Source organism: Glaciibacter sp. 2TAF33 (assembly GCF_052114945.1).
Classification (GTDB): domain Bacteria; phylum Actinomycetota; class Actinomycetes; order Actinomycetales; family Microbacteriaceae; genus Cryobacterium.
The window spans coordinates 46,075-68,101 of record NZ_JBFRFS010000011.1 but is presented as its reverse complement, the minus strand read 5'-3'; the positions used below and the strand labels follow the sequence as shown (position 1 = coordinate 68,101).

At 67.9% G+C, this 22,027-nt stretch carries 17 protein-coding genes; 9 read left to right on the top strand and 8 right to left on the bottom strand.

What is annotated here, in order from left to right:
- Window positions 1-37: 37 nt before the first annotated feature.
- Entirely contained in the window at window positions 38-2,527 is a 2,490-nt protein-coding gene (locus AB4Y94_RS12920) for a DNA gyrase/topoisomerase IV subunit A (RefSeq protein ID WP_441728239.1), read from the top strand.
- A 97-nt stretch (window positions 2,528-2,624) separates the two neighbouring features.
- Here the strand turns inward: AB4Y94_RS12920 and AB4Y94_RS12915 are convergent, their stop codons facing one another.
- Window positions 2,625-4,706, bottom strand: a complete 2,082-nt coding sequence (locus AB4Y94_RS12915) for a DNA gyrase/topoisomerase IV subunit B (RefSeq protein WP_441728238.1) — start codon at window positions 4,704-4,706, stop codon at window positions 2,625-2,627.
- Window positions 4,707-4,890: 184 nt separating this feature from the next.
- Between AB4Y94_RS12915 and AB4Y94_RS12910 the strand changes: the two genes are divergently transcribed.
- Entirely contained in the window at window positions 4,891-5,130 is a 240-nt protein-coding gene (locus tag AB4Y94_RS12910) for a DUF7455 domain-containing protein (protein ID WP_441728237.1), read from the top strand.
- 9 nt (window positions 5,131-5,139) lie between these two features.
- On the opposite strand, the gene AB4Y94_RS12905 is transcribed toward AB4Y94_RS12910, so the two are convergent.
- From AB4Y94_RS12905 to AB4Y94_RS12885, 5 genes are all read right to left on the bottom strand, one after another.
- Window positions 5,140-5,865 (bottom strand): type 1 glutamine amidotransferase, encoded by a 726-nt coding sequence (locus AB4Y94_RS12905; RefSeq protein WP_441728236.1) that lies wholly within the window; start codon window positions 5,863-5,865, stop codon window positions 5,140-5,142.
- Window positions 5,862-7,193 (bottom strand): MurT ligase domain-containing protein, encoded by a 1,332-nt coding sequence (locus AB4Y94_RS12900; RefSeq protein ID WP_441728235.1) that lies wholly within the window; start codon window positions 7,191-7,193, stop codon window positions 5,862-5,864. Before AB4Y94_RS12900 ends, AB4Y94_RS12905 begins: the two co-directional genes overlap by 4 nt.
- Before the next feature lie 9 nt (window positions 7,194-7,202).
- Window positions 7,203-8,534 carry an RNA polymerase sigma factor gene (locus tag AB4Y94_RS12895; protein WP_441728234.1) on the bottom strand — a complete coding sequence of 444 codons (1,332 nt, stop codon included), beginning with the start codon at window positions 8,532-8,534 and terminating at the stop codon, window positions 7,203-7,205.
- A gap of 210 nt (window positions 8,535-8,744) precedes the next feature.
- On the bottom strand, window positions 8,745-10,091 hold the full coding sequence (locus AB4Y94_RS12890) for an MFS transporter (protein ID WP_441728233.1): 1,347 nt from the start codon (window positions 10,089-10,091) through the stop codon (window positions 8,745-8,747).
- A 68-nt stretch (window positions 10,092-10,159) separates the two neighbouring features.
- Window positions 10,160-11,083, bottom strand: coding sequence for a proteasome assembly chaperone family protein (locus AB4Y94_RS12885; RefSeq protein WP_441728232.1), 924 nt, complete (start codon window positions 11,081-11,083; stop codon window positions 10,160-10,162).
- Between the two features lie 123 nt (window positions 11,084-11,206).
- Between AB4Y94_RS12885 and AB4Y94_RS12880 the strand changes: the two genes are divergently transcribed.
- The 3 genes from AB4Y94_RS12880 (at window position 11,207) to sucB (ending at window position 15,686) form a co-directional block, all read left to right on the top strand.
- Window positions 11,207-12,694, top strand: coding sequence for a leucyl aminopeptidase (locus AB4Y94_RS12880; RefSeq protein WP_441728231.1), 1,488 nt, complete (start codon window positions 11,207-11,209; stop codon window positions 12,692-12,694).
- A gap of 131 nt (window positions 12,695-12,825) precedes the next feature.
- Window positions 12,826-14,199 carry a dihydrolipoyl dehydrogenase gene (gene lpdA, locus AB4Y94_RS12875; protein ID WP_441728230.1) on the top strand — a complete coding sequence of 458 codons (1,374 nt, stop codon included), beginning with the start codon at window positions 12,826-12,828 and terminating at the stop codon, window positions 14,197-14,199.
- A 68-nt stretch (window positions 14,200-14,267) separates the two neighbouring features.
- Entirely contained in the window at window positions 14,268-15,686 is a 1,419-nt protein-coding gene (sucB, locus tag AB4Y94_RS12870; RefSeq protein ID WP_441728229.1) for a 2-oxoglutarate dehydrogenase, E2 component, dihydrolipoamide succinyltransferase, read from the top strand.
- A 23-nt stretch (window positions 15,687-15,709) separates the two neighbouring features.
- Here the strand turns inward: sucB and AB4Y94_RS12865 are convergent, their stop codons facing one another.
- On the bottom strand, window positions 15,710-17,443 hold the full coding sequence (locus tag AB4Y94_RS12865; protein WP_441728228.1) for a protein kinase: 1,734 nt from the start codon (window positions 17,441-17,443) through the stop codon (window positions 15,710-15,712).
- A gap of 113 nt (window positions 17,444-17,556) precedes the next feature.
- On the opposite strand from AB4Y94_RS12865, the gene lipB reads away from it, so the two are divergent.
- The 3 genes from lipB (at window position 17,557) to AB4Y94_RS12850 (ending at window position 19,959) form a co-directional block, all read left to right on the top strand.
- A complete protein-coding gene (gene lipB / locus AB4Y94_RS12860; RefSeq protein WP_441728227.1) occupies window positions 17,557-18,192 on the top strand; it encodes a lipoyl(octanoyl) transferase LipB in 636 nt (211 codons plus the stop codon).
- Complete coding sequence (lipA, locus tag AB4Y94_RS12855) at window positions 18,189-19,178, top strand: lipoyl synthase (protein WP_441728226.1); 990 nt, start codon at window positions 18,189-18,191, stop codon at window positions 19,176-19,178. The genes lipB and lipA overlap by 4 nt, the downstream gene beginning before the upstream one ends.
- 70 nt (window positions 19,179-19,248) lie before the next feature.
- Window positions 19,249-19,959: a DUF4191 domain-containing protein gene (locus AB4Y94_RS12850; protein ID WP_441728225.1), complete on the top strand. Its 711-nt coding sequence runs from the start codon at window positions 19,249-19,251 to the stop codon at window positions 19,957-19,959.
- A 22-nt stretch (window positions 19,960-19,981) separates the two neighbouring features.
- Here AB4Y94_RS12850 and AB4Y94_RS12845 read toward each other — a convergent pair whose 3' ends face one another.
- Window positions 19,982-20,410, bottom strand: coding sequence for an RDD family protein (locus tag AB4Y94_RS12845; RefSeq protein ID WP_441728224.1), 429 nt, complete (start codon window positions 20,408-20,410; stop codon window positions 19,982-19,984).
- 151 nt (window positions 20,411-20,561) lie between these two features.
- Between AB4Y94_RS12845 and glnA the strand changes: the two genes are divergently transcribed.
- Window positions 20,562-21,986, top strand: coding sequence for a type I glutamate--ammonia ligase (glnA, locus tag AB4Y94_RS12840; protein ID WP_441728223.1), 1,425 nt, complete (start codon window positions 20,562-20,564; stop codon window positions 21,984-21,986).
- Window positions 21,987-22,027 lie beyond the last annotated feature (41 nt).

Here is a 22,027-nt window from a genome sequence, read left to right as displayed (position 1 = left end):
GGTCGTGCCGCAGTGCACGCTTCAGCAGAATTCACGAATGAGCCGCTCAGACAAGACCACAGCCGATTCAGCCGGCGCAGCAATCACCGAACGCATTGAGGACGTCGACGTTTCGGCCGAGATGCAGGGATCGTTCCTTGAGTACGCCTATTCGGTGATCTATTCCCGCGCCCTGCCCGACGCCAGGGACGGGCTGAAGCCCGTGCAACGCCGCATCCTGTACCAGATGGCGGAGATGGGCCTGCGTCCCGACCGCGGGCACGTGAAATCCGCTCGCGTCGTCGGTGAGGTGATGGGCAAGCTTCACCCGCACGGTGACACCGCCATCTACGACGCCATGGTGCGGATGGCGCAGGCCTTCACCCTGCGCGTGCCGCTGATCGACGGGCATGGGAACTTCGGGTCGCTCGACGACGGCCCGGCCGCCCCGCGCTACACCGAGGCCCGCCTTGCTGTCCCTGCACTCGCGATGACCGAGAACCTCGACGAAGACGTCGTGGACTTCGTGCCCAACTACGACAACCAGCTCACCCAGCCCGACGTGCTCCCCGCTGCGTACCCCAACCTGCTCGTGAACGGGGCCAGCGGCATCGCGGTCGGCATGGCGACCAACATGGCGCCGCACAACCTGATCGAGGTCGTCGGCGCCGCCCGGCACCTGCTGGCCCACCCGGACGCCACCCTGGAAGAACTGATGGAGTTCGTTCCGGGACCCGACCTGCCCACCGGCGGCACCATTGTGGGACTGGCCGGAATCAAGGATGCGTACGAATCCGGCCGCGGCAGCTTCAAGACCCGTGCCCGGGTATCGGTCGAGGCCATCACGGCCCGGAAGACCGGCCTCGTGGTCACCGAACTCCCCTATCTCGTCGGCCCGGAAAAGGTGATCGAGAAGATCAAGGACGGCGTCAACTCCAAGAAGCTCAGCGGCATCTCGGACGTCACCGACCTCACCGACCGCACCAAGGGCCTGCGCCTGGTGATCGGCATCAAGACCGGGTTCAGTCCGGATGCCGTACTCGAGCAGCTCTACCGGTTCACCCCGCTCGAAGACTCGTTCAACATCAATAACGTCGCCCTGGTGAACGGCGGCCCGCAGACGCTCGGCCTGCGGGACCTGCTCCAGGTGTACGTCGACCACCGCATCGACGTGGTCACCCGCAGGTCCGCGTGGCGCCTCGCACGGCGCAAGGAACGGCTGCACCTGGTCGAGGGCCTCCTGGTCGCGATCCTCGACATCGACGAGGTCATCCAGGTCATCCGCACCAGCGACGACACCGCCCAGGCACGGGCGCGCCTGATCGATGTTTTCGACCTCAGTCAGGTGCAGGCCGACTACATCCTCGAGCTGCAGTTACGCCGACTCACCCGGTTCTCCCGGATCGAGCTGGAAACCGAGCGCGACAAGCTTCTCGCCGAGATCAGTGAGTTGGAGAGCCTCCTCGGCAGCAAACAGGCCATCCGCACGCTGGTCTCCGACGAGCTCGCGGCGGTCGCCGAGAAATTCGGCACCCCCCGGCGCACCGTGCTCACGGAGGCGAAGCCCAGCATCGCCGGCGCCACCGCCAAGCGCAACGCCGCTGTACTGGAGGTGCGGGACACGCCCACCCGCGTCTACCTCAGCGTGACCGGCCGGATCGCCCGGGTCGACGCCCCGGCCGACGGCACCGAACCGGTCGACCAGCGCGCGGCGCCGGTGCTACGCCGCAGCAAGCACGACGCCATCCGCGGGGTGCTCGACACCACCAGCCGCACCGAAATCGGCGCGGTGACCAGTCTGGGCCGGCTCATCCGCTTCTCCCCCGTCGACCTGCCGGTGATGCCGCAGACGTCGATCCAGCTCGCCGCCGGCGTGCGGGTCGCCGACTACCTGGCCATGGCCAACCGGCAGGAGAAGATCCTGGCGCTGGTTTCTCTTGAGTCGGCCAACGCCATCGCGCTCGGCACCCGCGACGGCGTGGTGAAGCGGGTCACCCCGGGTGACTGGGCGAACAAGCCGGACTTCGAGCTGATCAGCCTGAAGGCCAAAGACGAGGTTGTCGGCGCCGTTCAGGGGGCCGACGACGATGAGCTGGTCTTCATCGCATCCGACTCACAACTGTTGCGCTTCCCGGCGTCCAGTGTGCGCCCGCAGGGTCGCGCCGCGGGTGGCATGGCGGGCATCAAGCTCGGCCAGGACGCCACGGTCATCCACTTCACCAGCCTGTCAGCTGAGGTGGGCGCGGCAGCTGTTGTCGTGACGATTTCGACGAGCAGCCAGGTGCTTCCCGGCACCGACCCGGGCAGCGCCAAGGTCTCCGACTTCGCCGAGTACCCGGCCAAGGGGCGGGCAACCGGCGGGGTGCGCTCGCATCGCTTCCTCAAGGGCGAGGACACCCTCGCCCTGGCCTGGGTGGGCCCGGCACCGGCGCGGGCCGTGGGCCCAGAGGGGTCGCCGCGGGCTCTCCCCGAGTCCGGGTCGCGTCGGGATGCCTCCGGCACCCCGCTGGACGCCGTCGTGGCCGCGATCGGCGCCCCGATCGCCTGAGCCGGGCTACGCCGGTTGGACGCCGCTGCGCGGGTTGGATTCGATCCGCGCAGCGGCGTTCGGCCCGCGTCGCGAGAATTCCCCAGCCGCCCGTCGATTACACGTCGATGCGGTCGCGGGAGAGCTGGTCTGAGCTGTCGATGATGAACTCCTTGCGCGGCGCCACGTCGTTGCCCATCAACAGCTCGAACACCTTGCCGGCCATCTCCGCGTCGGGCACCTGCACCCGGCGGAGGGTGCGGTGCGACCGGTCCATGGTGGTGGTCGCCAACTGGTCCGCATCCATCTCGCCGAGGCCCTTGTAGCGCTGGATCGGGTCCTGGTAGCGCTTGCCGGTCTTCTTGAGGCCGGCGAGCACCCCGGCGAGTTCGGCCTCCGAGTAGGTGTACAGCGTCTCGTTCGGCTTGCTGCCGGGGTTGACCACCACCACCCGGTGCAGCGGCGGCACGGCAGCGAACACCCGGCCGTCCTCGATCATCGGGCGCATGTAGCGGAAGAACAGGGTGAGCAGCAGGGTGCGGATGTGCGCGCCGTCCACATCGGCGTCGCTCATGATGATCACCTTGCCGTACCGGGCCGCGGACAGGTCGAAGCTCCGGCCGGAACCGGCGCCGATCACCTGGATGATCGAGGCGCACTCCGCGTTTCCGAGCATGTCGGAGACGGATGCCTTCTGCACGTTGAGGATCTTGCCGCGGATCGGCAACAGGGCCTGGTGTTCGCTGTCACGGGCCAGTTTGGCGGTGCCGAGCGCGGAGTCGCCCTCGACGATGAACAGTTCGCTGGTGACGACGTCGTTGCTGCGGCAGTCGACCAGCTTCGCGGGCAGCGAAGAACTTTCCAGCGCGTTCTTGCGGCGCTGGGTCTCCTTGTGCGCGCGAGCCGAGATGCGGGACTTCATTTCGGCGACGATCTTGTCGAGCACCAGTGCGGACTGCGCCTTATCGTCTCGTTTGCTGGAGCTGAACCGCTCCTGCATCGCCTTGGCGACCACGGTGGAGACGATGGACCGCACGGCCGGCGTGCCCAGGATCTCCTTGGTCTGCCCCTCGAACTGCGGCTCGGGCAGGCGCACGGTGAGGACGACGGTGAGGCCCGCCATCACGTCGTCCTTCTCGAGCTTGTCGGAGCCGGCCTTCAGCCGCCGGGCGTTCTGCTCGACCTGCGCCCGCAGGAACTTGAGCAGGCCCGCGTCGAAGCCCGCCTGGTGGGTGCCGCCCTTCGGGGTCGCGATGATGTTGACGAAGCTGCGCACCACGGTGTCGTAGCCGGTGCCCCAGCGCAGCGCGACGTCGACATGGCAGTCACGGGTCAGTTCGGTGGGCACCATCGCACCGGTGGGTGAGAGCACCGGCACCGTCTCGGTGAAGGCGCCGTCGCCGGTGAGTCGCCAGGTGTCGGTGATCGGCGCATCCGTGGCCAGGTGGTCGACGAACTCCGAGATGCCGCCGTCGAACTTGAACGACTCGTTGACCGGCTCCTCGCCCCGCTGGTCGGCGACGTCGATCGACAGCCCGGGCACCAGGAAGGCGGTCTGCCGGGCGCGGGCGAGCAGTTCTTCGGTCTGGAAGGTGGCGCCCTTGGTGAAGATCTGCCGGTCAGCCCAGTAGCGGATGCGGGTTCCGGTGACGCCCTTGGCGACCTTGCCGACGACGCGGAGTTCGCTCTTGTTCTCGAACGGCGTGAAGGGCGAATCCGGGCTCTTCTGCCCGTTGCTGTCGGCGAAGATGCCGGGCTCGCCGCGGTGGAACGACATCGCCCAGGTCTTGCCGCCGCGGTCGACCTCGACGTCGAGGCGTTCGGAGAGCGCGTTGACGACGGATGCGCCCACACCATGCAGTCCGCCGGACGCCGCGTACGACCCGCCGCCGAACTTGCCGCCGGCGTGCAGCTTGGTGAAGACCACCTCAACGCCGGACAGGCCGGTCTTCGGCTCGATGTCGACGGGGATGCCGCGAGCCGTGTCGCGGACTTCGACGCTCTGGTCAGGGTGGAGCAGGATGTCGATCCTGGTTCCGTGCCCGCCGAGTGCCTCATCGACCGAGTTGTCGATGATTTCCCAGAGGCAGTGCATGAGGCCACGGGAGTCGGTCGAGCCGATGTACATGCCGGGTCGCTTGCGAACAGCCTCGAGGCCTTCGAGCACAGAAAGGTGACGGGCGGAATAGTCAGAACTCACAACGGTTAAGACTACTGACTGACGGGGACAGACCCCGACCCGACACTCGCCGCATCACCGCGGCCCACACCGGACGCCCGGCTACGCGGTGAGCGAAATACCCTCTCCCCAACTCGATAACTGGGGGAAGGCGTGTTTACATGGAGTATCAGGATTTATTGGTCTCAATCTGGAGGAGGAGCACATGTCCCAGATCATCGCCCAGAATGGTGCAGTCGATGAGCTCGACGCAGCCCCCCACCAGCTCACCGCAGCCGACCGCTGCGACGCGTGCGGTGCACAGGCGTACATCCGTGTCGTCGTGAACAACAGCGAGCTGCTCTTCTGCGCCCACCACGGCCGCAAGCACCAGGAGAAGCTGGCCGCCATCGCAGAGAGCTGGCACGACGAGTCGGCCCGGCTCTTCGAAGACCAGCGCTCCTGATCCCGGGAGTCACTCGGTAGCGAGACTCAGCCGCACTGCAATCTGATTGCGTGCGGCTTTCGCTATGTCATCGACCGCGGCGCTGTGCGCACCGCTCGTGTAGACAGCACCATGGCGGGCCAGGGCGATGGTGAGCAGGTGGTCGGCGAACTGCGGGTTGCGGGCGAGCACCGGTCCGTGGAGGTGCGTGCAGAACAGGTCACCCATGGTCAGGCCCTCCTGGCCCTGGCCATTGCCGGTGCCGTGCACGACCCGGCCGAGCGGCGAGGCCTCGGCCCCGGTGTAGGCGCGGGCGTGGTTCTCGAACCCGACCAGCCGCCCGAACTTGGTGGTGACGACGAGGTCGTCGGTCGCCCGGGTGGGCGCGGGAACAGCGCGCCCGGCGACGAGGCCAAGCCCCTCGACCACGGTGCCATCGCCGAGTTCGATGCCCCAGCTGAGCACCTCCCAGCCGGTCCCGACTGCGAGGATCGGAACCCCTGCAGTGGTCAGTTCCCGCAGCCGGTCGACCATCGGCAGGAGGGCATCGCGAGCAGCGGGCAGGTCAGCGTCGGTTCCGGACCCGATGACGACGGCATCAACGACGGCGGGCATGTCCGCGGCGGTGTGCACGTCGACGACGGTCGCCGAGAGGCCGGCCCAGCGGGCACGCTGGGCGAGGACCCGGGCGTTCGCCGCGTCGCCGTTCGTGTTGAGGAGCTCCGGAAGGAGGCTGACGATGGTCAGGGCGGTCATGCCTGCTCCCCTGTTATCTCGGACGGCGCGGGCGCGGCGGCATCGTCGGCGTTCGTGGCCAGTCCCAGGTGCGCGCGGGTGCGGCGCATCGAGTCGGCGGAGAAGATGATCGTCTTCAGGCCCACAGCGGGTTCGGGAAGGGCGAGGAAATCGTCGATGGCCGTGGCGAGGTCGGGTTCCACCCGGTCGACGACGACCCCGTCGTAGCTGAGCTGCAGGGCGATGTCCCAGGACTTGGACCCCGACGCGATCAGTACCCGGCCGATCCGGGAGGTGTCGACCGGCCAGAAGTAGGAGGGGTCGCGCACGTCGGATCCGATCGCCACCATGATCTGCTCGGTGGCCGGCTCAAGGCTGTCCACGTTGAGCTGGAAACTCGCGGGGTTCTGCACCAGGACGAATTCCACCTGCTTGCCGCGGACGGTGACGATCTCGCCGCGCCCGAAGACCGGCGGAATAACCGAGATCGCCCGCAGGGCTGCAGCGGCATCGAACTGCGAGCCCAACACGGCACGGGCGGTGGCGAATGCCGTGGCGGCGTCGACGGCGTAGTGGGTGCCGCGGGCGGGCAGGCTGACGTTCAGGCTGGCCGTGGGCGGCCCTCCCAGACCGCCCTGGGCCGGCCAGCTCAGGCTGGCGTCGCGACCGCTGACACTGGTGACCAGGACTCCGGCGCCCGGCGCCAGCCGCTCCTGGGTCGTCTGCGAGTAGCCGAGTCCGCGCGGGCTGTCGTGCAGGACGGCGGCGGTGACGCCGTACCGTTCCACCCGCACGGCCTGGCCCAGGCCGGCGGCAATGGAGGCCAGGTACAGGTCGTCGGCGTTGATCACGACGGTCTCGGTGGCGCGGGCCGCGATCCTGCGGAGCATCGCGGCGACCATGTCCGAGTCGTGGAACCTGTCGATCTGGTCGACCATCACATTGGTGAGGGTCACCACGCGCGGGGTGAGGGTTCCGGAGATCAGCGCCCCGTGACCCTCATCCATCTCCAGCACGGCGATGTCGCCGTCGATCCGGCCCGTGATGCTGGCGCGCTCAAGCAGGGCGGAGGTCAGCCCCTGGCTGATGTTGGCGGTGGACGGGTTGGTGAACACCGTCTTTCCGTTGGCCCGGAGCGCGGCGACCAGCATCTTCGTCGTGGTCGACTTGCCGCTGGACCCGGTGACGATCACCAGCCCCTCCGGGAACCCGTTCAGGGTTCGCGCCAGGAAGCCGGGAGCCAGCCGGTTGACGATCAGGCCGGGAACGGCCGAACCGCCTCCCGGCTTCCGCCAGCGTGCGAGTTTCCGGACGATCCTGCCGACCAGGATCGCCGGTGCATAGCGCACCCGTGCGCCTTACTCGAGGTAGTCGCGCAGTGACTGCGACCGGGACGGGTGACGCAGCTTCGCCATGGTCTTCGACTCGATCTGTCGGATCCGCTCACGCGTGACGCCGAACGTGTCGCCGATCTGGTCGAGTGTCTTCGGCATGCCGTCGCCCAGGCCGAAACGCATCCGGATCACGCCGGCCTCGCGCTCGGAGAGGGAATCGAGCAGGCTCTCCAACTGCTTCTGCAGCATGGTGAAGCCCACGGCGTCCGCCGGTACCACGGCTTCGGTGTCTTCGATCAGGTCACCGAATTCGCTGTCGCCGTCTTCACCAAGCGGCGTGTGCAGGGAGATCGGCTCGCGGCCGTACTTCTGCACCTCGACCACCTTCTCCGGCGTCATGTCGAGTTCGCGGCTGAGTTCCTCTGGCGTGGGCTCGCGGCCCAGGTCCTGCAGCATCTGACGCTGGACGCGGGCCAGCTTGTTGATGACCTCGACCATGTGCACCGGGATGCGGATGGTGCGCGCCTGGTCGGCCATGGCGCGGGTGATGGCCTGGCGGATCCACCAGGTGGCGTAGGTGGAGAACTTGAAGCCCTTGGTGTAGTCGAATTTCTCCACCGCACGGATGAGGCCCAGGTTGCCTTCCTGGATCAGGTCCAGGAACTGCATGCCACGGCCGGTGTAGCGCTTGGCCAGCGACACCACCAGGCGGAGGTTCGCGCCGAGCAGGTGGCTCTTCGCGCGGGCGCCGTCCTTGGCGACCCACTGCAGTTCACGTCCCAGGGAGTTGCGCTTCTCGGCATCCGTCATCTGGGACAGTTTGTCCTCGGCGAACAGGCCCGCCTCGATGCGCATGGCCAGCTCGACCTCTTCGGCCGCATTCAGCAGGGCGACCTTACCGATCTGCTTCAGGTAATCCTTGACCGGGTCCGCTGTGGCACCGGTGATGGCGCTGGAGTAGACCGGGACCTCGTCCTCATCGTCGACCAGCGACAGCACGAGCGCACCGGAGGGAAGCGGTTCGGCCGGGGCGGAGCGCTTGGCGCCGTCCTCGTCCGTCTCGTCTTCGTCCGCCTCGTCGGCCTTGGCAGCCTCAAGGAGGGCGGCTTCGTCGACCTCGGGGGCTGACTCGTCATCCGACGAACCGGCCTTGGACTTGGTGGAGGCGGCACGCTTCTTGGGTGCAGCCTTGCCGGCCGGAGCGGCGGCCTTCTTCGCGGCCGGCTTCTTCGCGGCCGGAGCCTTGGCCGCAGCGGTCTTGGTTGCTGCGGTCTTGGCCTGTGCTGCGGGGCTCTTCACTGCTGCCGCAGTGGTCTCGGTGGTCTCGGTCGCCTCAATATTTGCGGGGGTTGCCATTCGAACACCTCTCATGCTGGGTTGTGCGCGGGAGCGCACCCAAATCACCGGCATACTCCGGCCGTCGGGCGGGCCGGGACGAGATTTGGGCAGTACTAAGACCCATGTCAAGTTCCTGGAGCATCAAAAACTCTGCGATGTTCCGAGAAACCAGACCGGGTCCTATTGACAATTATTGCACGCTTTGCTTAGTACACCAGCCACGGCGCGTCAATTGCGATCAGCCCTGCGGTCGGTGCGGCGCTGCCATGCCTTGGATACTGCAACCCACAAGGGGGCCACTTGTATTCCCTCGTCGCGGGAAAGCTGGCGCCGGGTGCGTCGCCGGGCGCGGACCAGGAACGCCACACCGATCCCGACGACCAGGTATTGCACGGCGAAGGCCACCTTGAACGAGCCAAGGGCGTAGAGGTCGCTGGACCCGCCGCCGCCCACCCGCCAGGAATCCTGCACATCCAGGAGCAGCCCGACCAGGAACATGGTCACGAAACTCGCGGTGAACCCGCCCACGTTGACCACCCCGTTCGCGGACCCGTGGCTGCTTTGCGGGTTGGAGGTGCGGGCGAAGTCGAAGCCGATCAGGGAGCCGGGGCCGCCGATGCCGATCACGACCAGGAGCAGCACGATCACCCAGACCGGCGGCTGCCCCGGCCAGAGCAGCACGAGACCCCAGGCCAGCCCCATGGCGGTGACGATGCCGAGCACGATGTTGCTCCGCCGAAGCGGATGCCGCGCCGTCAGGATCCCGAGGAACGGGCCGAAGACGATGCCGGCCCCGACCAGGATCGTGAGCATCGCCGCGGCCATCGCCGGCTCGTAGCCCAACCCGTAGACCATGAACGGGAATCCCCACAGCAGGCTGAACACCGCGCCGGATGACTGGGTCACGTAGTGCGACCAGAAGCCCAGTTGCGTGCCCGGCCTCCTGAACGCCAGGCGAAGCTGGGTGAGCGCGGCCTTCAGGCTGGTCGCCACCGGGGTCTCCACCGAGCCGGCCGGGCGGTCCTTGATGCAGATGACGATCACGATCAGTGCGATCACGGCAACGGATGCCGCAGAGCAGAAGGCGGCGGTCCAGCCCCAGAGGTGCAGCACCCACGCCAACGGCACCGCCGAAAGCACCTGGCCGAGCTGGCCGATGTTGCCGAACCACTGCGACAGTTGCGGCACGACCTTGCCGCTGAACCAGGAACTGATCAACCGGATCACGGAGATGAAGATGGTGGCGTCGCCGGCGCCGACCAGGATTCGCCCGATCACGGCGAACGTGATCGACGGGGCGAAGGCGAGGGTGAGCTGCCCGACGACCATCAGCGCCGTGCCGGAGATCATCAGCACCCGCGGGCCGAAGCGGTCGATGAGCACCCCGACCGGGATCTGCGCTGCCGCGTAGACGATGAGCTGCACGACGGCGAGGCTCGACAGCACGGCCGCCGACCCGCCGAACCGTTCGGTCGCGGCCACGCCGGCAATGCCGAGCGAGGTGCGCTGCAGAATAGCGGACAGGTACGCAATCGACCCGATGATGAAGATTAACCAGGACCGACGGGAGTTCACTCCACTAACTTACCCGGGACAATGGCGCCTGCCGGGTCGAATCGGCCGAACATCCGCTCCCGGGCCCACTACGACGCGGAGCCGTCGTCCTTCGTGCGCCGGATCGCAAGGAACTTCTCCAGTTCCGCGGCGATCTCGTCGGCGCTGGGCAGCTCGCCGTCTTCGTCGGTAAGCGGGGAACGCAGGGTGCTTCCCTCCATGTAGGCGTCGTAGCGCGCCTCCAGGGTGCCGACGAGCTTGCCCAGTTCCGGGTTCTCTGCGACCTGTTCGTCGATCCGGGCGACGAACTCGCGGTTCTGTTCCCGCAGGTGGTCGGTCGGGAAGATCAGGCCTGTCGCAGCACTGGTGCTCTCCAGCGCCGAGAGGGCGGTGGAGGGGAATTCGGTGTCGGCGAGGTAATGCGGAACGAGCAGGACGAACCCGACCACGGTCGCGCCGCTGGCCGACAGCCGGTATTCCACCAGATGCAACACGTTCGACGGAACCTGGGTGTGCGGGCGCCAGACCGACATGGTCTCGATCAGGTCGGAGCGGTTGCCGCTCACAGTGACGCCGATCGGACGGGTGTGCGGCACCGGCATCGGGATGGCGTGCACCCAGGTGGTCGAGGCGACCTTGAACCGCAGCACGAGTTCCAGCACCGCCGCGGTGAACTGCTCCCAGCGGAAGTCGGGTTCGAACCCGGCCAGGAACAGGAACGGCTGGCCGATCTCATCGGTGGCGAGGTACAGGCGGAGGGTGGAGGCCTGGTAGTTGGTGAGGTGGTCCTGGTCGAAGTAGATGATCGGCCGGCGGGCCCGGTAGTCCAGCAGCACGTCGGCGTCGAACGTGGCAACCACCGTGGAATCGAGCCGGTCGAGCAGGTACTCGTTGAACTGCGAGACCGCTCCGCCGGCATCCGCGAACCCGGTCAGGCCCGCCACCAGGTGCAGCCCTTCCGGAACGCGCAGGGCATCCCCGGTCAGCTCGTACAGGTCGGCAGGATCGCGCATGTTCCAACTCTAAACTCCCCTCCCGGCTCTCCCTTCGATTCCGGCCGGCGCGGTTGATGCCGAGAGCGAACAGCCCTCCCGGCCGCCGGGCGCCGGTTTGGCGCCGGTGGGTAGCATTCAGTCATGACCGTTCCCGCTCTTGCCGTATCCGCCCAGCCGCCCCTCGATTCGACCGCCGACGTCCTGATCCTCGGCGCGCGCGCCGCAGAGGACGGGCCGGTCCTCCTTGCGGACCGGGCGTTCGACTCGATCGCCGACGCCCTGTCGGCCCTCGGCGTGACCGGCGGGCGGGACGAGGTGGTGCGAATCCCCGCGTCGATCGGCTCTGCCCGGAGCATCGCCATCGTCGGCGTGGGTTCGGAGCTGACAGCGGATGCGCTCCGCCAGGCCGCAGGAAGCGCCGTGCGCCAGCTCACCGGCGTCGGATCGCTCGCCATCGGGTTCCCACTGGACTCGACGGAGCAGCTCGAAGCCGTGCTCGAGGGCGCGGCGCTCGGCGGCTACGCGTTCACGTCCTATCGCCAGGCCTCGCTCGCGGCCACGAGGCTGCCCGCCGCCGAGGTCACCGTGCACACCGGCGTGGATGCCGGTGACGCCCTCAGCAGGGCGCTGGCGGTTGCCGAGGCCATGAAGCTGGTGAAGGACCTGGTCAACACCCCGCCCTCTGACATGTTCCCGCAGGCGCTCGCCGACCGGGCCGTCGAGGCGGCGGCGGGGCTGCCGGTCGACGTGCAGGTCTGGGACGAGGCCCAACTGGCCGCCGAGGGCTTCGGCGGCATCCTGGGCGTCGGGCAGGGCTCGACCCGGCCGCCTCGGCTGGTCAAGGTCAGCTACTCCCCCGCCGACGCCGACAAGCACGTCGCCCTCGTCGGCAAGGGCATCACCTTCGACACCGGCGGACTGTCGCTCAAGCCTGCCGCGTCGATGGTCGGAATGAAGTACGACATGACCGGCGCGGCGACGGTGCTCGCGGTGACGCTGGCCGCGGCGAGGCTCGCCATCCCGGTACGGCTCACCGCGTGGCTCTGCATCGCGGAGAACATGCCGTCCGGTTCGGCCATCCGCCCGGAGGATGTGCTCCGGATCCGCGGAGGTCGCACTGTGGAAGTGCTCAACACGGATGCCGAGGGTCGCCTCGTACTGGCCGACGGCCTGGTCGCGGCCGGCGAGGAACACCCTGACGCCATCATCGACGTGGCCACTCTGACCGGGGCTGCGACGGTCGCCCTCGGCACGAGGTATTTCGCGGTGATGGGCGACGAGGAGCTGGTCGGACAGGTCCTCTCCGCCAGCAGGGCGGTGGATGAACTGGCCTGGCCGATGCCGCTCCCCGGCGAGCTGCGGGGGCTCCTGCGATCGGACGTCGCCGACATCGCCAACGCGAAGATCGGCAACAAGGCTGCAGGGATGCTGCTGGCCGGGGTCTTCCTCCAGGAGTTCATCGGGACCAACGGCGACAGCGAGGATGCGGCTCGCATCCCGTGGGCACACCTGGACATCGCAGGCTCGGCCCAGAACGAGGGCGGCGGCTGGGGATTCACCAAAGCCGGACCGACCGGGGTCAGCGTTCGGGCACTGATTCGGCTGGCCGAGGAGATTTCGCGCCCGTAGTACAGTCATAGGGGCAAGAAAAGCTTGCCGTTGTAACCTGCCCTGGCCCGTCCATCCCGGCCCGCATCATTGCCGGGCGGACCACGGCACAATTCGTGATGCACATTCGTGATGCACAAGGGAGTAACTGGGTGTCGGAGCAGAATTTTGACATTGTCGTTCTCGGTGGAGGAAGCGGTGGATACGCGGCAGCATTGCGCGCGGTCCAGCTCGGATTCACCGTGGGACTCATCGAAAAGGGGAAGCTCGGCGGCACCTGCCTGCACCGCGGCTGCATCCCGACCAAGGCGCTGCTTCACTCCGCCGAGGTCGCCGACTTCAGCCGTGAGTCGGCGAAGTACGGCGTCGACACGACGTTCAACGGCATCGACATCCAGGCGGTCACCGCCTACCGCGAGGGCATCGTCGCGAGCAAGTACAAGGGACTCCAGGGCCTGATCAAGGCTCGCGGCATCACGGTCATCGAGGGTGAAGGCCGCCTGGTCTCCCCGAACACCGTGCAGGTCGGCGAGGACACCATCGTCGGCAAGAACATCGTGCTGGCCACCGGGTCTTACTCCCGGTCGCTGCCGGGACTCGAAATCGGCGGCCGCGTCATCACCAGTGAGCAGGCACTGGAACTCGACTTCGTGCCGAAGAAGGTCGCCGTGCTCGGCGGCGGCGTGATCGGCGTCGAGTTCGCCAGCGTCTGGAAGTCGTACGGCGCCGACGTCACGATCATCGAAGCGCTCCCCCACCTCGTTCCGAACGAGGAAGAGTCCATCTCCAAGCAACTCGAGCGCGCGTTCCGCAAGCGCGGCATCGAGTACTCGCTCGGGGTTCGATTCCAGGGCGTCACCCAGGACGACAGTGGGGTTGTGGTCACCCTCGAGAACGGCAAGACCGTCGAGGCCGAGCTGCTGCTCGTCGCCGTCGGCCGTGGCCCGTCGACCGCCGGGCTCGGCTTCGAGGAAGCCGGCGTCACCATGGACCGTGGCTTCGTCATCACCGACGAGCGCCTTGCGACCAACCTCCCCGGCGTGTACGCCGTCGGCGACATCGTTCCCGGCCTGCAGCTGGCCCACCGCGGATTCCAGCAGGGCATCTTCGTCGCCGAGGAGATCGCCGGGCTGAACCCGATCATCGTCGAGGACGTCAACATCCCGAAGGTCACCTACTGTGACCCCGAGGTCGCATCCGTCGGCTACACCGAGGCGAAGGCTGCCGAGAAGTTCGGCGCCGACCAGGTCTCCAGCTACGACTACAGCCTCGGCGGCAACGGCAAGAGCGCGATCCTGGGCACCACCGGATCGGTGAAGGTCGTCCGCGTCAACGATGGCCCCGTGGTCGGTGTGCACATGATCGGCGCACGCGTCGGCGAGCTCATCGGCGAAGGCCAGCTCGTCGTGAACTGGGAGGCGTACCCGGAGGACATCACCCCGTTCATCCACGCTCACCCGACGCAGAACGAGGCACTCGGTGAGGCGTTCCTCGCGCTGGCCGGCAAGCCACTGCACGCGCTGTAGCCCGGCAGCGACAGCACAGACTCTCAGTAAGCTAAGGACAGACAAATGGTTTTGAAGGAGACAAACGCATGAGCGAATCCGTCAGCCTCCCGGCACTCGGCGAGAGTGTCACAGAGGGCACGGTTACCCGCTGGCTGAAGAACGTGGGCGACCGCGTCGAGGTCGACGAACCCCTGCTCGAGGTATCGACCGACAAGGTTGACACCGAGATTCCGTCTCCCGTTGCCGGCGTGATCGAAGCGATCCTCGTGCAAGAGGACGAGACGGTGGAGGTGGGCACGGCCCTCGTCACCATCGGTGACGGTTCGGGCGCTGCTGAAGCTCCCGCCGCCGAGGCCCCGGCCGCCGAGGCTCCCGCCGCCGAGGCACCCACCGCAGAGGTTCCGTCAACCGAGGCTCCGGCCGCGGCTGACGAAGCAACCGCTCCGGCTGCTCCCCCGGCGCCCGCTCCGGTCGAGCCGGCTCCGGCAGCCGCGGCACCCGCACCCGCAGAAGCCCCCGCGCCCGCCGCGGCACCCGCACCGGCAGAAGCTCCCGCGCCCGCCGCGGCCCCCGCACCGGCAGCATCCGCACCGGCAGCGCCGGCCCGCGGCTCCCACGCCGGAACGTCCGGCTATGTCACCCCGATTGTGCGGAAGCTCGCAAACGAGGCCGGCGTGGACCTGTCCACGATCACCGGTACCGGCGTCGGCGGCCGTATCCGCAAGCAGGACATCACATCGGCGAAGTCCGGCGGCGCAGCCGCCGAGGCGCCCGCCGTCCAGGTGTCCCCGCTCCGCGGCACCACCGTGCCGATGTCGCGCCTCCGCAAGGTGGTCGCCCAGCGCGCCGTCGAATCGATGCAGTCGTCAGCCCAGCTGACCACTGTCGTCGAGGTTGACGTCACCCGCGTGGCGATGCTGCGCGACAAGGTGAAGGCAGACTTCCAGGCCAAGACCGGCAACAAACTGTCGTTCCTGCCGTTCTTCGCATTGGCTGCGGCTGAGGCGCTGCAGGCATACCCGATCGTCAACGCCACCATCGATGGCGACCAGATCGTCTACCCGGCGCAGGAGAACATCAGCATCGCCGTCGACACCGAGCGTGGACTGCTGACGCCGGTGGTGCGGAACGCCGCCGAGCTCGACATCGCCGGCTTCGCCGCGCAGATCGCCGACCTCGCGGAGCGCACCCGCGACAACAAGCTCAAGCCAGACGAGCTCTCCGGTGGCACGTTCACCCTGACCAACACCGGGTCACGCGGCGCCCTGTTCGACACTCCCGTGGTGTTCCTGCCGCAGAGCGCGATCCTCGGTACCGGCATCGTCTACAAGAAGCCGGTCGTCGTGACGACCGACGGCCTGGACTCGATCGCGATCCGTTCGGTGCTGTTCCTGGCGCTGTCGTACGACCACCGCATCATCGACGGTGCGGACGCCGCGCGCTTCCTCAGCACGATGAAGCAGCGCCTCGAGGCCGGAGCATTCGAAGCCAACCTCGGTTTGTAACAACACGGCGTGATCTCACCGGCTCAGCGCTCGAAGATCTCACGCAGACGCCAGCCGGCCTCGCCCTTGACCACAAGGAGCGAGGCCGGTTCGCGTTGCGGGTCGTTCTGCCCGGGGGTCAGTATCACGAGCGCCGAGTCGCCGGTGCGTTCGGCCAGGCTGGCGGCATACGTGTCCCAGGCCGGGGCGGCCGCCGGCGGAGACCCCTGCTGGACCATCCGCACCGCATAGCCGTCGGCGGCCAGGGCGACAGAGCCCTCCTGGTCAGCGCCGTCGAGGCAGATGGCGGATGCCGCTACCAGGCAGTGCGCGCGCACCCGGAGCAACGCAAGCGCGGCCAGCACCGGGTCGTCGCCTGCGATCGCGGCCCGCTCGCCGGCCGAAATCCGAACACCCGGCCTGGCATCAGCCGCACGGGACGCATCCGCCTGTGACCGGGTGCCGTCCGGGGCCTGGGTCGGTGCATCAGACGGCGGGGCCGCGGGGATGAGGGTAAGGGCGAGCACCACCACCGCCGAGCCGAGGCAAGCGGCGACCACCAGCGGCTTGCGCCGGGCGCGCACCCGGTCCCCCATCCGTCGCCGCACCCAAGCCCCCAATGCCGCAGCGGGATTCCGGTCGAGCACCGTTGCGGCCACCGAGGCGACGTCCGGCGGAAGATGGAGAACGCCCGGCCGCCGCTTGGTTCTCACTCGCTCGCGCCCGCGTCGGCGGCGCCGTGTGCCGGCGGCTGCCCGCCCATCCGTTTCGCGGAGTTCCACCGGGTGGCGCACGCCGGTGTCTGCCACCGCGGCCGAACTCGCGCCGAGAGGGACCGCACCGGCCCCGGACAGCCGCAGCCGCCCCAGCGGGCCGATGCGCTGCGCCACCGCGCCGGCACCATCTCCGTCGCCGGCCCCCGGGTCAGCCGTGAAACGCACCGGCCGGGCGGGCGCCCATTCGAACAATCGCCGTTCCAGTTCCGCCAAAGCGGGCTGGAACGGAATCGTCGCGGCGGCCATCTCGAACCAGGCGGCCAGCGGCTCAGCCCGGCGGGACACCCCGGAACCCGGATCCAGGTGGTCGAAGACACTCCGCATCAGCACGGTCAGCCGGGCATAGTCATCGCGAACGCCGTCCAATCGCGTGCCCTCGCCATCCGGCCCGCCGCTGGCTGTCGCGCCGCCTGCCGCGCCGAACGGTGGCAGCTCGAACAATCCACCGAGGCCGCACAGCACCGGCCGGCCGGACTCATCGAACAGCACGCTCGACTGGCTGAGCGTGCGGTGGGCGAATCCGATGGCGTGGACGGCGCCCAGCGCGGCCGTGACCGGGGCGAGAATCGTGACCGCCTCACCGGGCTCGATCCATTGCCTGGTCCGCAACAGCTCGGCCAGGCTGCCGCCGCCCATCCGCTCCAGCACGAGGACCACTCGCCCGTCGGGCAGGGTGGCCAGGTCGAGCAGGGCGGGCAGCCGACCGGCGTGGGCCCTGGTCAACGCGCTCAGTGCGGCCACCGTCTGCTCGACGGAACGATCACGGCTGTTCGGGTCGAACACCTTGAGAGCCACCGCGCCTCCGGCGGCAGCACCGTCCGGGCTCGAACCCGCTCCGGCATGCCCGAGGTACACGATCGACCGGCTGCCGGTACCGAGCCTGCGCACCACCCGGTACCCGGCCACCATCGACGGGCCCGCTGCCGTGCCCGCTGCCGTGCCCGCTTCCGTGCCCGCTGCCCGGCCCAACGACGGAGGGTACGGCGCCATCGGATCGCTCACCCACCCATGCTCCGCCCGCGCCGGCGTCGGAATCCGCCCGCCGGAGTGATCGGTGGACAAAACCGACAACAGAGCGTCCTGTGGAGAACCGCGGGTACCCCTAGACTGGCCCGATGCTCGACTTTGTCGTCGCGGGGCTAAGCGCCAACTCCGTGCCGTATTTCGAGGGCCTTGAGCTCCAGCGCGCCGTCCATCGTTCCGTCGTCTCCCGTGAGCGTCCGGACACCGTCATCCTCCTGGAGCATCCCGCCGTGTACACGGCGGGAAAGCGCACGGAGCCGGAAGAACGCCCCACCGATGGCACCCCCGTCATCGACGTGGACCGCGGCGGGAAGATCACCTGGCACGGCCCGGGGCAGCTGGTGGGGTATCCGATCCTCCGGCTGCCCGAACCCGTCGACGTCGTCGGCTACGTGCGCCGGCTCGAGGGTATCCTCATCGATGTACTCGATGACTTCGGCATCACCGGCCGTCGCGTGGACGGCCGCTCCGGGGTCTGGGTCGGGGAACCCGGGGAAGAGGACAAGATCGCGGCCATCGGCATCCGCGTCGCCGAAGGCGTCACCATGCACGGGTTCGCTTTGAACTGCAGCAACTCGCTCGAACCGTACAACCGCATCATCGCCTGCGGCATCAGGGACGCGGGCGTCACCACCATGTCCGGGGTGCTCGGCCGTACCGTCGACACCGGAGAGCTGGTCGGCCCCATCCGCTCCCGGTTCCTGGCCGACGAGCTGGTTTCCGCATGAACGCCGCGCCCGAAGGGCGAAGGATGCTTCGGCTCGAGATCCGCAACGCGGAGACGCCGATCGAAAAGAAGCCCGAGTGGATCAAGACGAAGGCCCGGATGGGACCGGAGTACCGCGCACTGCAACAGCTCGTGAAGAGCGAGAACCTGCACACGGTCTGCCAGGAAGCCGGCTGCCCCAACATCTTCGAGTGCTGGGAGGACCGGGAGGCCACCTTCCTCATCGGCGGTTCGCAGTGCACCAGGCGGTGCGATTTCTGCCAGATCGACACCGGGAAACCGGCCGACTACGACCGGGGCGAACCGTTCCGGGTGGCCCAGTCGGTTGTCGCGATGAACCTCCGCTACGCGACGGTGACCGGCGTCGCCAGGGACGACCTGCCGGACGAGGGTTCCTGGTTGTACGCGGAGACCATCCGCGAGATCCACCGACAGAGCCCCGGCACCGGCGTGGAGATCCTGGTGCCGGACTTCTCCGGCAACCCGGCCCACCTCGGAGAAGTCTTCTCCGCCCGTCCCGAAGTGTTCGCCCACAACGTCGAGACCGTTCCGCGGATCTTCAAGCGGATCCGCCCCGCCTTCACCTACGAACGCTCCCTCGGCGTACTCAGCCAGGGCCGGGCGGCGGGCCTGATCACCAAGTCCAACCTCATCCTCGGCATGGGCGAGGAACGCGCCGAGGTCATCCAGGCGCTCCAGGACCTGCACGACGCCGGCACCGACATCATCACGATCACGCAGTACCTGCGGCCGAGTCCGCGGCATCTTCCGGTGGCCAGGTGGGTTCGACCGGAGGAGTTCGTCGAACTGAGCGAGGAAGCCGAGGCGATCGGGTTCCTCGGTGTGCTTTCCGGCCCGCTGGTGCGTTCGTCGTACCGCGCCGGGCGGCTCTGGGCGAGCTCGATGCTCGCCACGGGACGCGATGTTCCAGAACCCCTCCGTCACCTCGCGGATGCGGCGGGCGGGTTCGCGCGGGCCGCCCGCTGAGCCGGGCCCCGGCGAAGCGACGACCGGGAACCGGTCACGAAGCATTCGGCACACTCGGTAGTCTTAGAACATGGCACGCAGCAAGGAAAAGACGCCCCGCAAACCGAAGGAACCCGGCCGCCTGAAGCAAATGTGGCAGGTGTTCCAGATGACCCGGCGGTACGACTCGAATATCGTCCTGTTCATGGTCCTCGGCTTCCTGGTCCCGGTGGCCCTCGGGCTCGCGCTGGGTCTCATCTTCAACCCGGGCAACGGATTGACGATCACCCTCTGGGTGATCGCCGGTGTGCTCGGTGGCATCCTGGCCATGCTGATCATCCTCGGCCGGCGTGCCGAGAAGGCCGCGTACTCACAGATCGAGGGGCAGCCCGGCGCGGTCGGCGCGGTGCTGCGGAGTTCGCTCAAGCGCGGCTGGGTGGGAAGCGAGATGCCCGTCGCCGTCAACGGCAAGACCCAGGATGCGGTGTACCGCGCGGTCGGACGCGGCGGGGTCGTCCTCATCAGCGAGGGCCCCAAGACCCGGACCGCCCGGATGGTCGACGAGGAGCGCCGCAAGGTCACCAAGGTCGGCGGCAACGTGGCGATCACCGTGATCTCGGTGGGCCCTGACGCCGACGCCGTGCCGCTGCACAAGCTGGCGCGCCGCCTCACCAAGCTGAAGACCACGCTGACCAAGGCCGAGGTCGTCGCCGTGAACAACCGGCTGACGTCGATCGCCACCAAGATGCCGATTCCGAAGGGCGTCGACCCGATGAAGGCACGCCCGCAACGCGGCAAGTGAGAGGCGTCGCCCCGGCGGCTCGCTAGATCCGGAGCAGCACGGTTCCGGCGATCTTGTCGTGGAAGCCGCGTTGGTCAGAGTCCCAGATCCCGGCGGGAATCACCAGGGCCAGCAGCAGGGTGCGCACGACCGGCCGCCATACCCCGATCCACCCGCCGCGAACCGCGACGACACGCAGCCCCACCACCCGGTGCCCGATGCTGCCGCCGATGGTCGGGATGAACAGCACCTGCATCGCCATGAAGATAAGGGTGATGGCGAGTCCGTCGCTCCGGTAGAACAGCGCCGCGAGTGCGTACGCCAGAGCCCAGTCGATCGCGAGGGCAATGATGCGGCGCCCGGGACGACCGACGGACATCCGCCCGTGCTCGGGAAACCCGAGCCGTTCACCGGGGTACCGGCTCGGGGCTGGCTGGCCGGAAGCGGTGGCATTCGGGGTCGGATTTGGCACCCAAGCAGTCTAACCAGCGACAGTGCGCGTAACATTCCTGAAACATGGGTGTCACTGGGCAGTAATGACCCGGGGATAGCCTCGGTCGTGGCCGCGTCCGGCGACCCGCCCCAGATCCATCTAGATCCACGCCGTTTGGAGTTAATCCCGCATGTTCCGCGATTCCTCAGAAGTGCTCAAATTCATCAAGGACACCGACGTCAAATTCCTTGACATCCGCTTCACCGATCTCCCGGGTGTGCAGCAGCACTTCAACATTCCGGCCTCAACCGTCGACGAAGAGTTCTTCACCGTCGGCCAGCTCTTCGACGGCTCCTCGATCCGCGGCTTCGCCTCGATCCACGAGTCAGACATGCAGCTCATCCCCGACGTCACCACGGCGTACATCGATGCGTTCCGCACCGAGCGCACCCTGATCATGCTGTTCGACATCTACAACCCGCGGAACGGCGAAATCTACGCCAAGGATCCCCGTCAGGTGGCCAAGAAGGCTGAGAAGTACCTCGCCTCGACCGGCATCGCCGACACCGCGTTCTTCGCCCCCGAGGCCGAGTTCTACATCTTCGACGACGTACGCTACGAGGTCAACCAGCACTCCAGCTTCTACTCGGTCGACTCGAGCGAGGGCGCCTGGAACTCGGGCAAGCGCGAAGAGGGCGGAAATCTCGCCAACAAGACGCCGTTCAAGGGCGGCTATTTCCCGGTCAGCCCGGTCGACCAGCACGCCGACCTCCGCGACGACATCTGCCTCAAGCTGATCGACGCCGGGCTCATCCTCGAACGCAGCCACCACGAGGTCGGCACCGGCGGCCAGGGCGAGATCAACTACCGCTTCGACACGCTGGTGCACTCCGCCGACGACATCCTGAAGTTCAAGTACATCGTCAAGAACACCGCCAACGAGTGGGGCAAGACGGCGACATTCATGCCCAAGCCGCTCTTCGGCGACAACGGATCCGGCATGCACACCCACCAGTCGCTGTGGGCAGACGGCAAGCCGCTGTTCTACGACGAAGCCGGCTACGGCGGACTCTCCGACATGGCCCGCTGGTACATCGGCGGGCTCCTCAAGCACGCACCGGCGGTCCTGGCGTTCACGAACCCGAGCATCAACTCCTTCCGTCGCCTGGTTCCCGGCTTCGAAGCGCCGGTGAACCTCGTCTACTCGGCCGGCAACCGTTCGGCGTGCATCCGCATCCCGATCACCGGCACCAACCCCAAGGCCAAGCGCATCGAATTCCGGGTGCCCGACGCATCGGGCAACCCGTACCTCGGCTTCGCCGCCCAGCTGATGGCCGGTCTCGACGGTATCAAGAACCGCATTGAGCCCCACGAGCCGGTCGACAAGGACCTGTACGAGCTTCCGCCCGAGGAGGCGAAGAGCATCCCGCAGCTGCCGGCGTCCCTCGAGGCAGCCCTGGACGCACTCGAAGCCGACCACGACTTCCTGCTCGCCGGCAACGTCTTCACCCGGGAACTCATCGAGACCTGGATTGACTTCAAGCGCGAGCACGAGATCAAGCCGCTGGCCCAGCGCCCGCACCCGTTCGAGTTCGAGCTGTACTACGGCGTCTGAGCCGGAGCCGGTCATACACGAGAAGAGGACCGCACCCTTCG

Excerpts from the sequence above, each read along its gene's own strand:
- AB4Y94_RS12895 (WP_441728234.1), bottom strand. The coding sequence starts at position 8,534 with ATGGCAACCCCCGCAAATATTGAGGCGACCGAGACCACCGAGACCACT.
- lipB (WP_441728227.1), top strand. The coding sequence starts at position 17,557 with ATGCTCGACTTTGTCGTCGCGGGGCTAAGCGCCAACTCCGTGCCGTAT.
- sucB (WP_441728229.1), top strand. The coding sequence starts at position 14,268 with ATGAGCGAATCCGTCAGCCTCCCGGCACTCGGCGAGAGTGTCACAGAG.
- AB4Y94_RS12880 (WP_441728231.1), top strand. The coding sequence starts at position 11,207 with ATGACCGTTCCCGCTCTTGCCGTATCCGCCCAGCCGCCCCTCGATTCG.
- glnA (WP_441728223.1), top strand. The coding sequence starts at position 20,562 with ATGTTCCGCGATTCCTCAGAAGTGCTCAAATTCATCAAGGACACCGAC.
- AB4Y94_RS12885 (WP_441728232.1), bottom strand. The coding sequence starts at position 11,083 with ATGCGCGATCCTGCCGACCTGTACGAGCTGACCGGGGATGCCCTGCGC.
- lipA (WP_441728226.1), top strand. The coding sequence starts at position 18,189 with ATGAACGCCGCGCCCGAAGGGCGAAGGATGCTTCGGCTCGAGATCCGC.
- AB4Y94_RS12920 (WP_441728239.1), top strand. The coding sequence starts at position 38 with ATGAGCCGCTCAGACAAGACCACAGCCGATTCAGCCGGCGCAGCAATC.
- AB4Y94_RS12910 (WP_441728237.1), top strand. The coding sequence starts at position 4,891 with ATGTCCCAGATCATCGCCCAGAATGGTGCAGTCGATGAGCTCGACGCA.
- AB4Y94_RS12850 (WP_441728225.1), top strand. The coding sequence starts at position 19,249 with ATGGCACGCAGCAAGGAAAAGACGCCCCGCAAACCGAAGGAACCCGGC.
- AB4Y94_RS12905 (WP_441728236.1), bottom strand. The coding sequence starts at position 5,865 with ATGACCGCCCTGACCATCGTCAGCCTCCTTCCGGAGCTCCTCAACACG.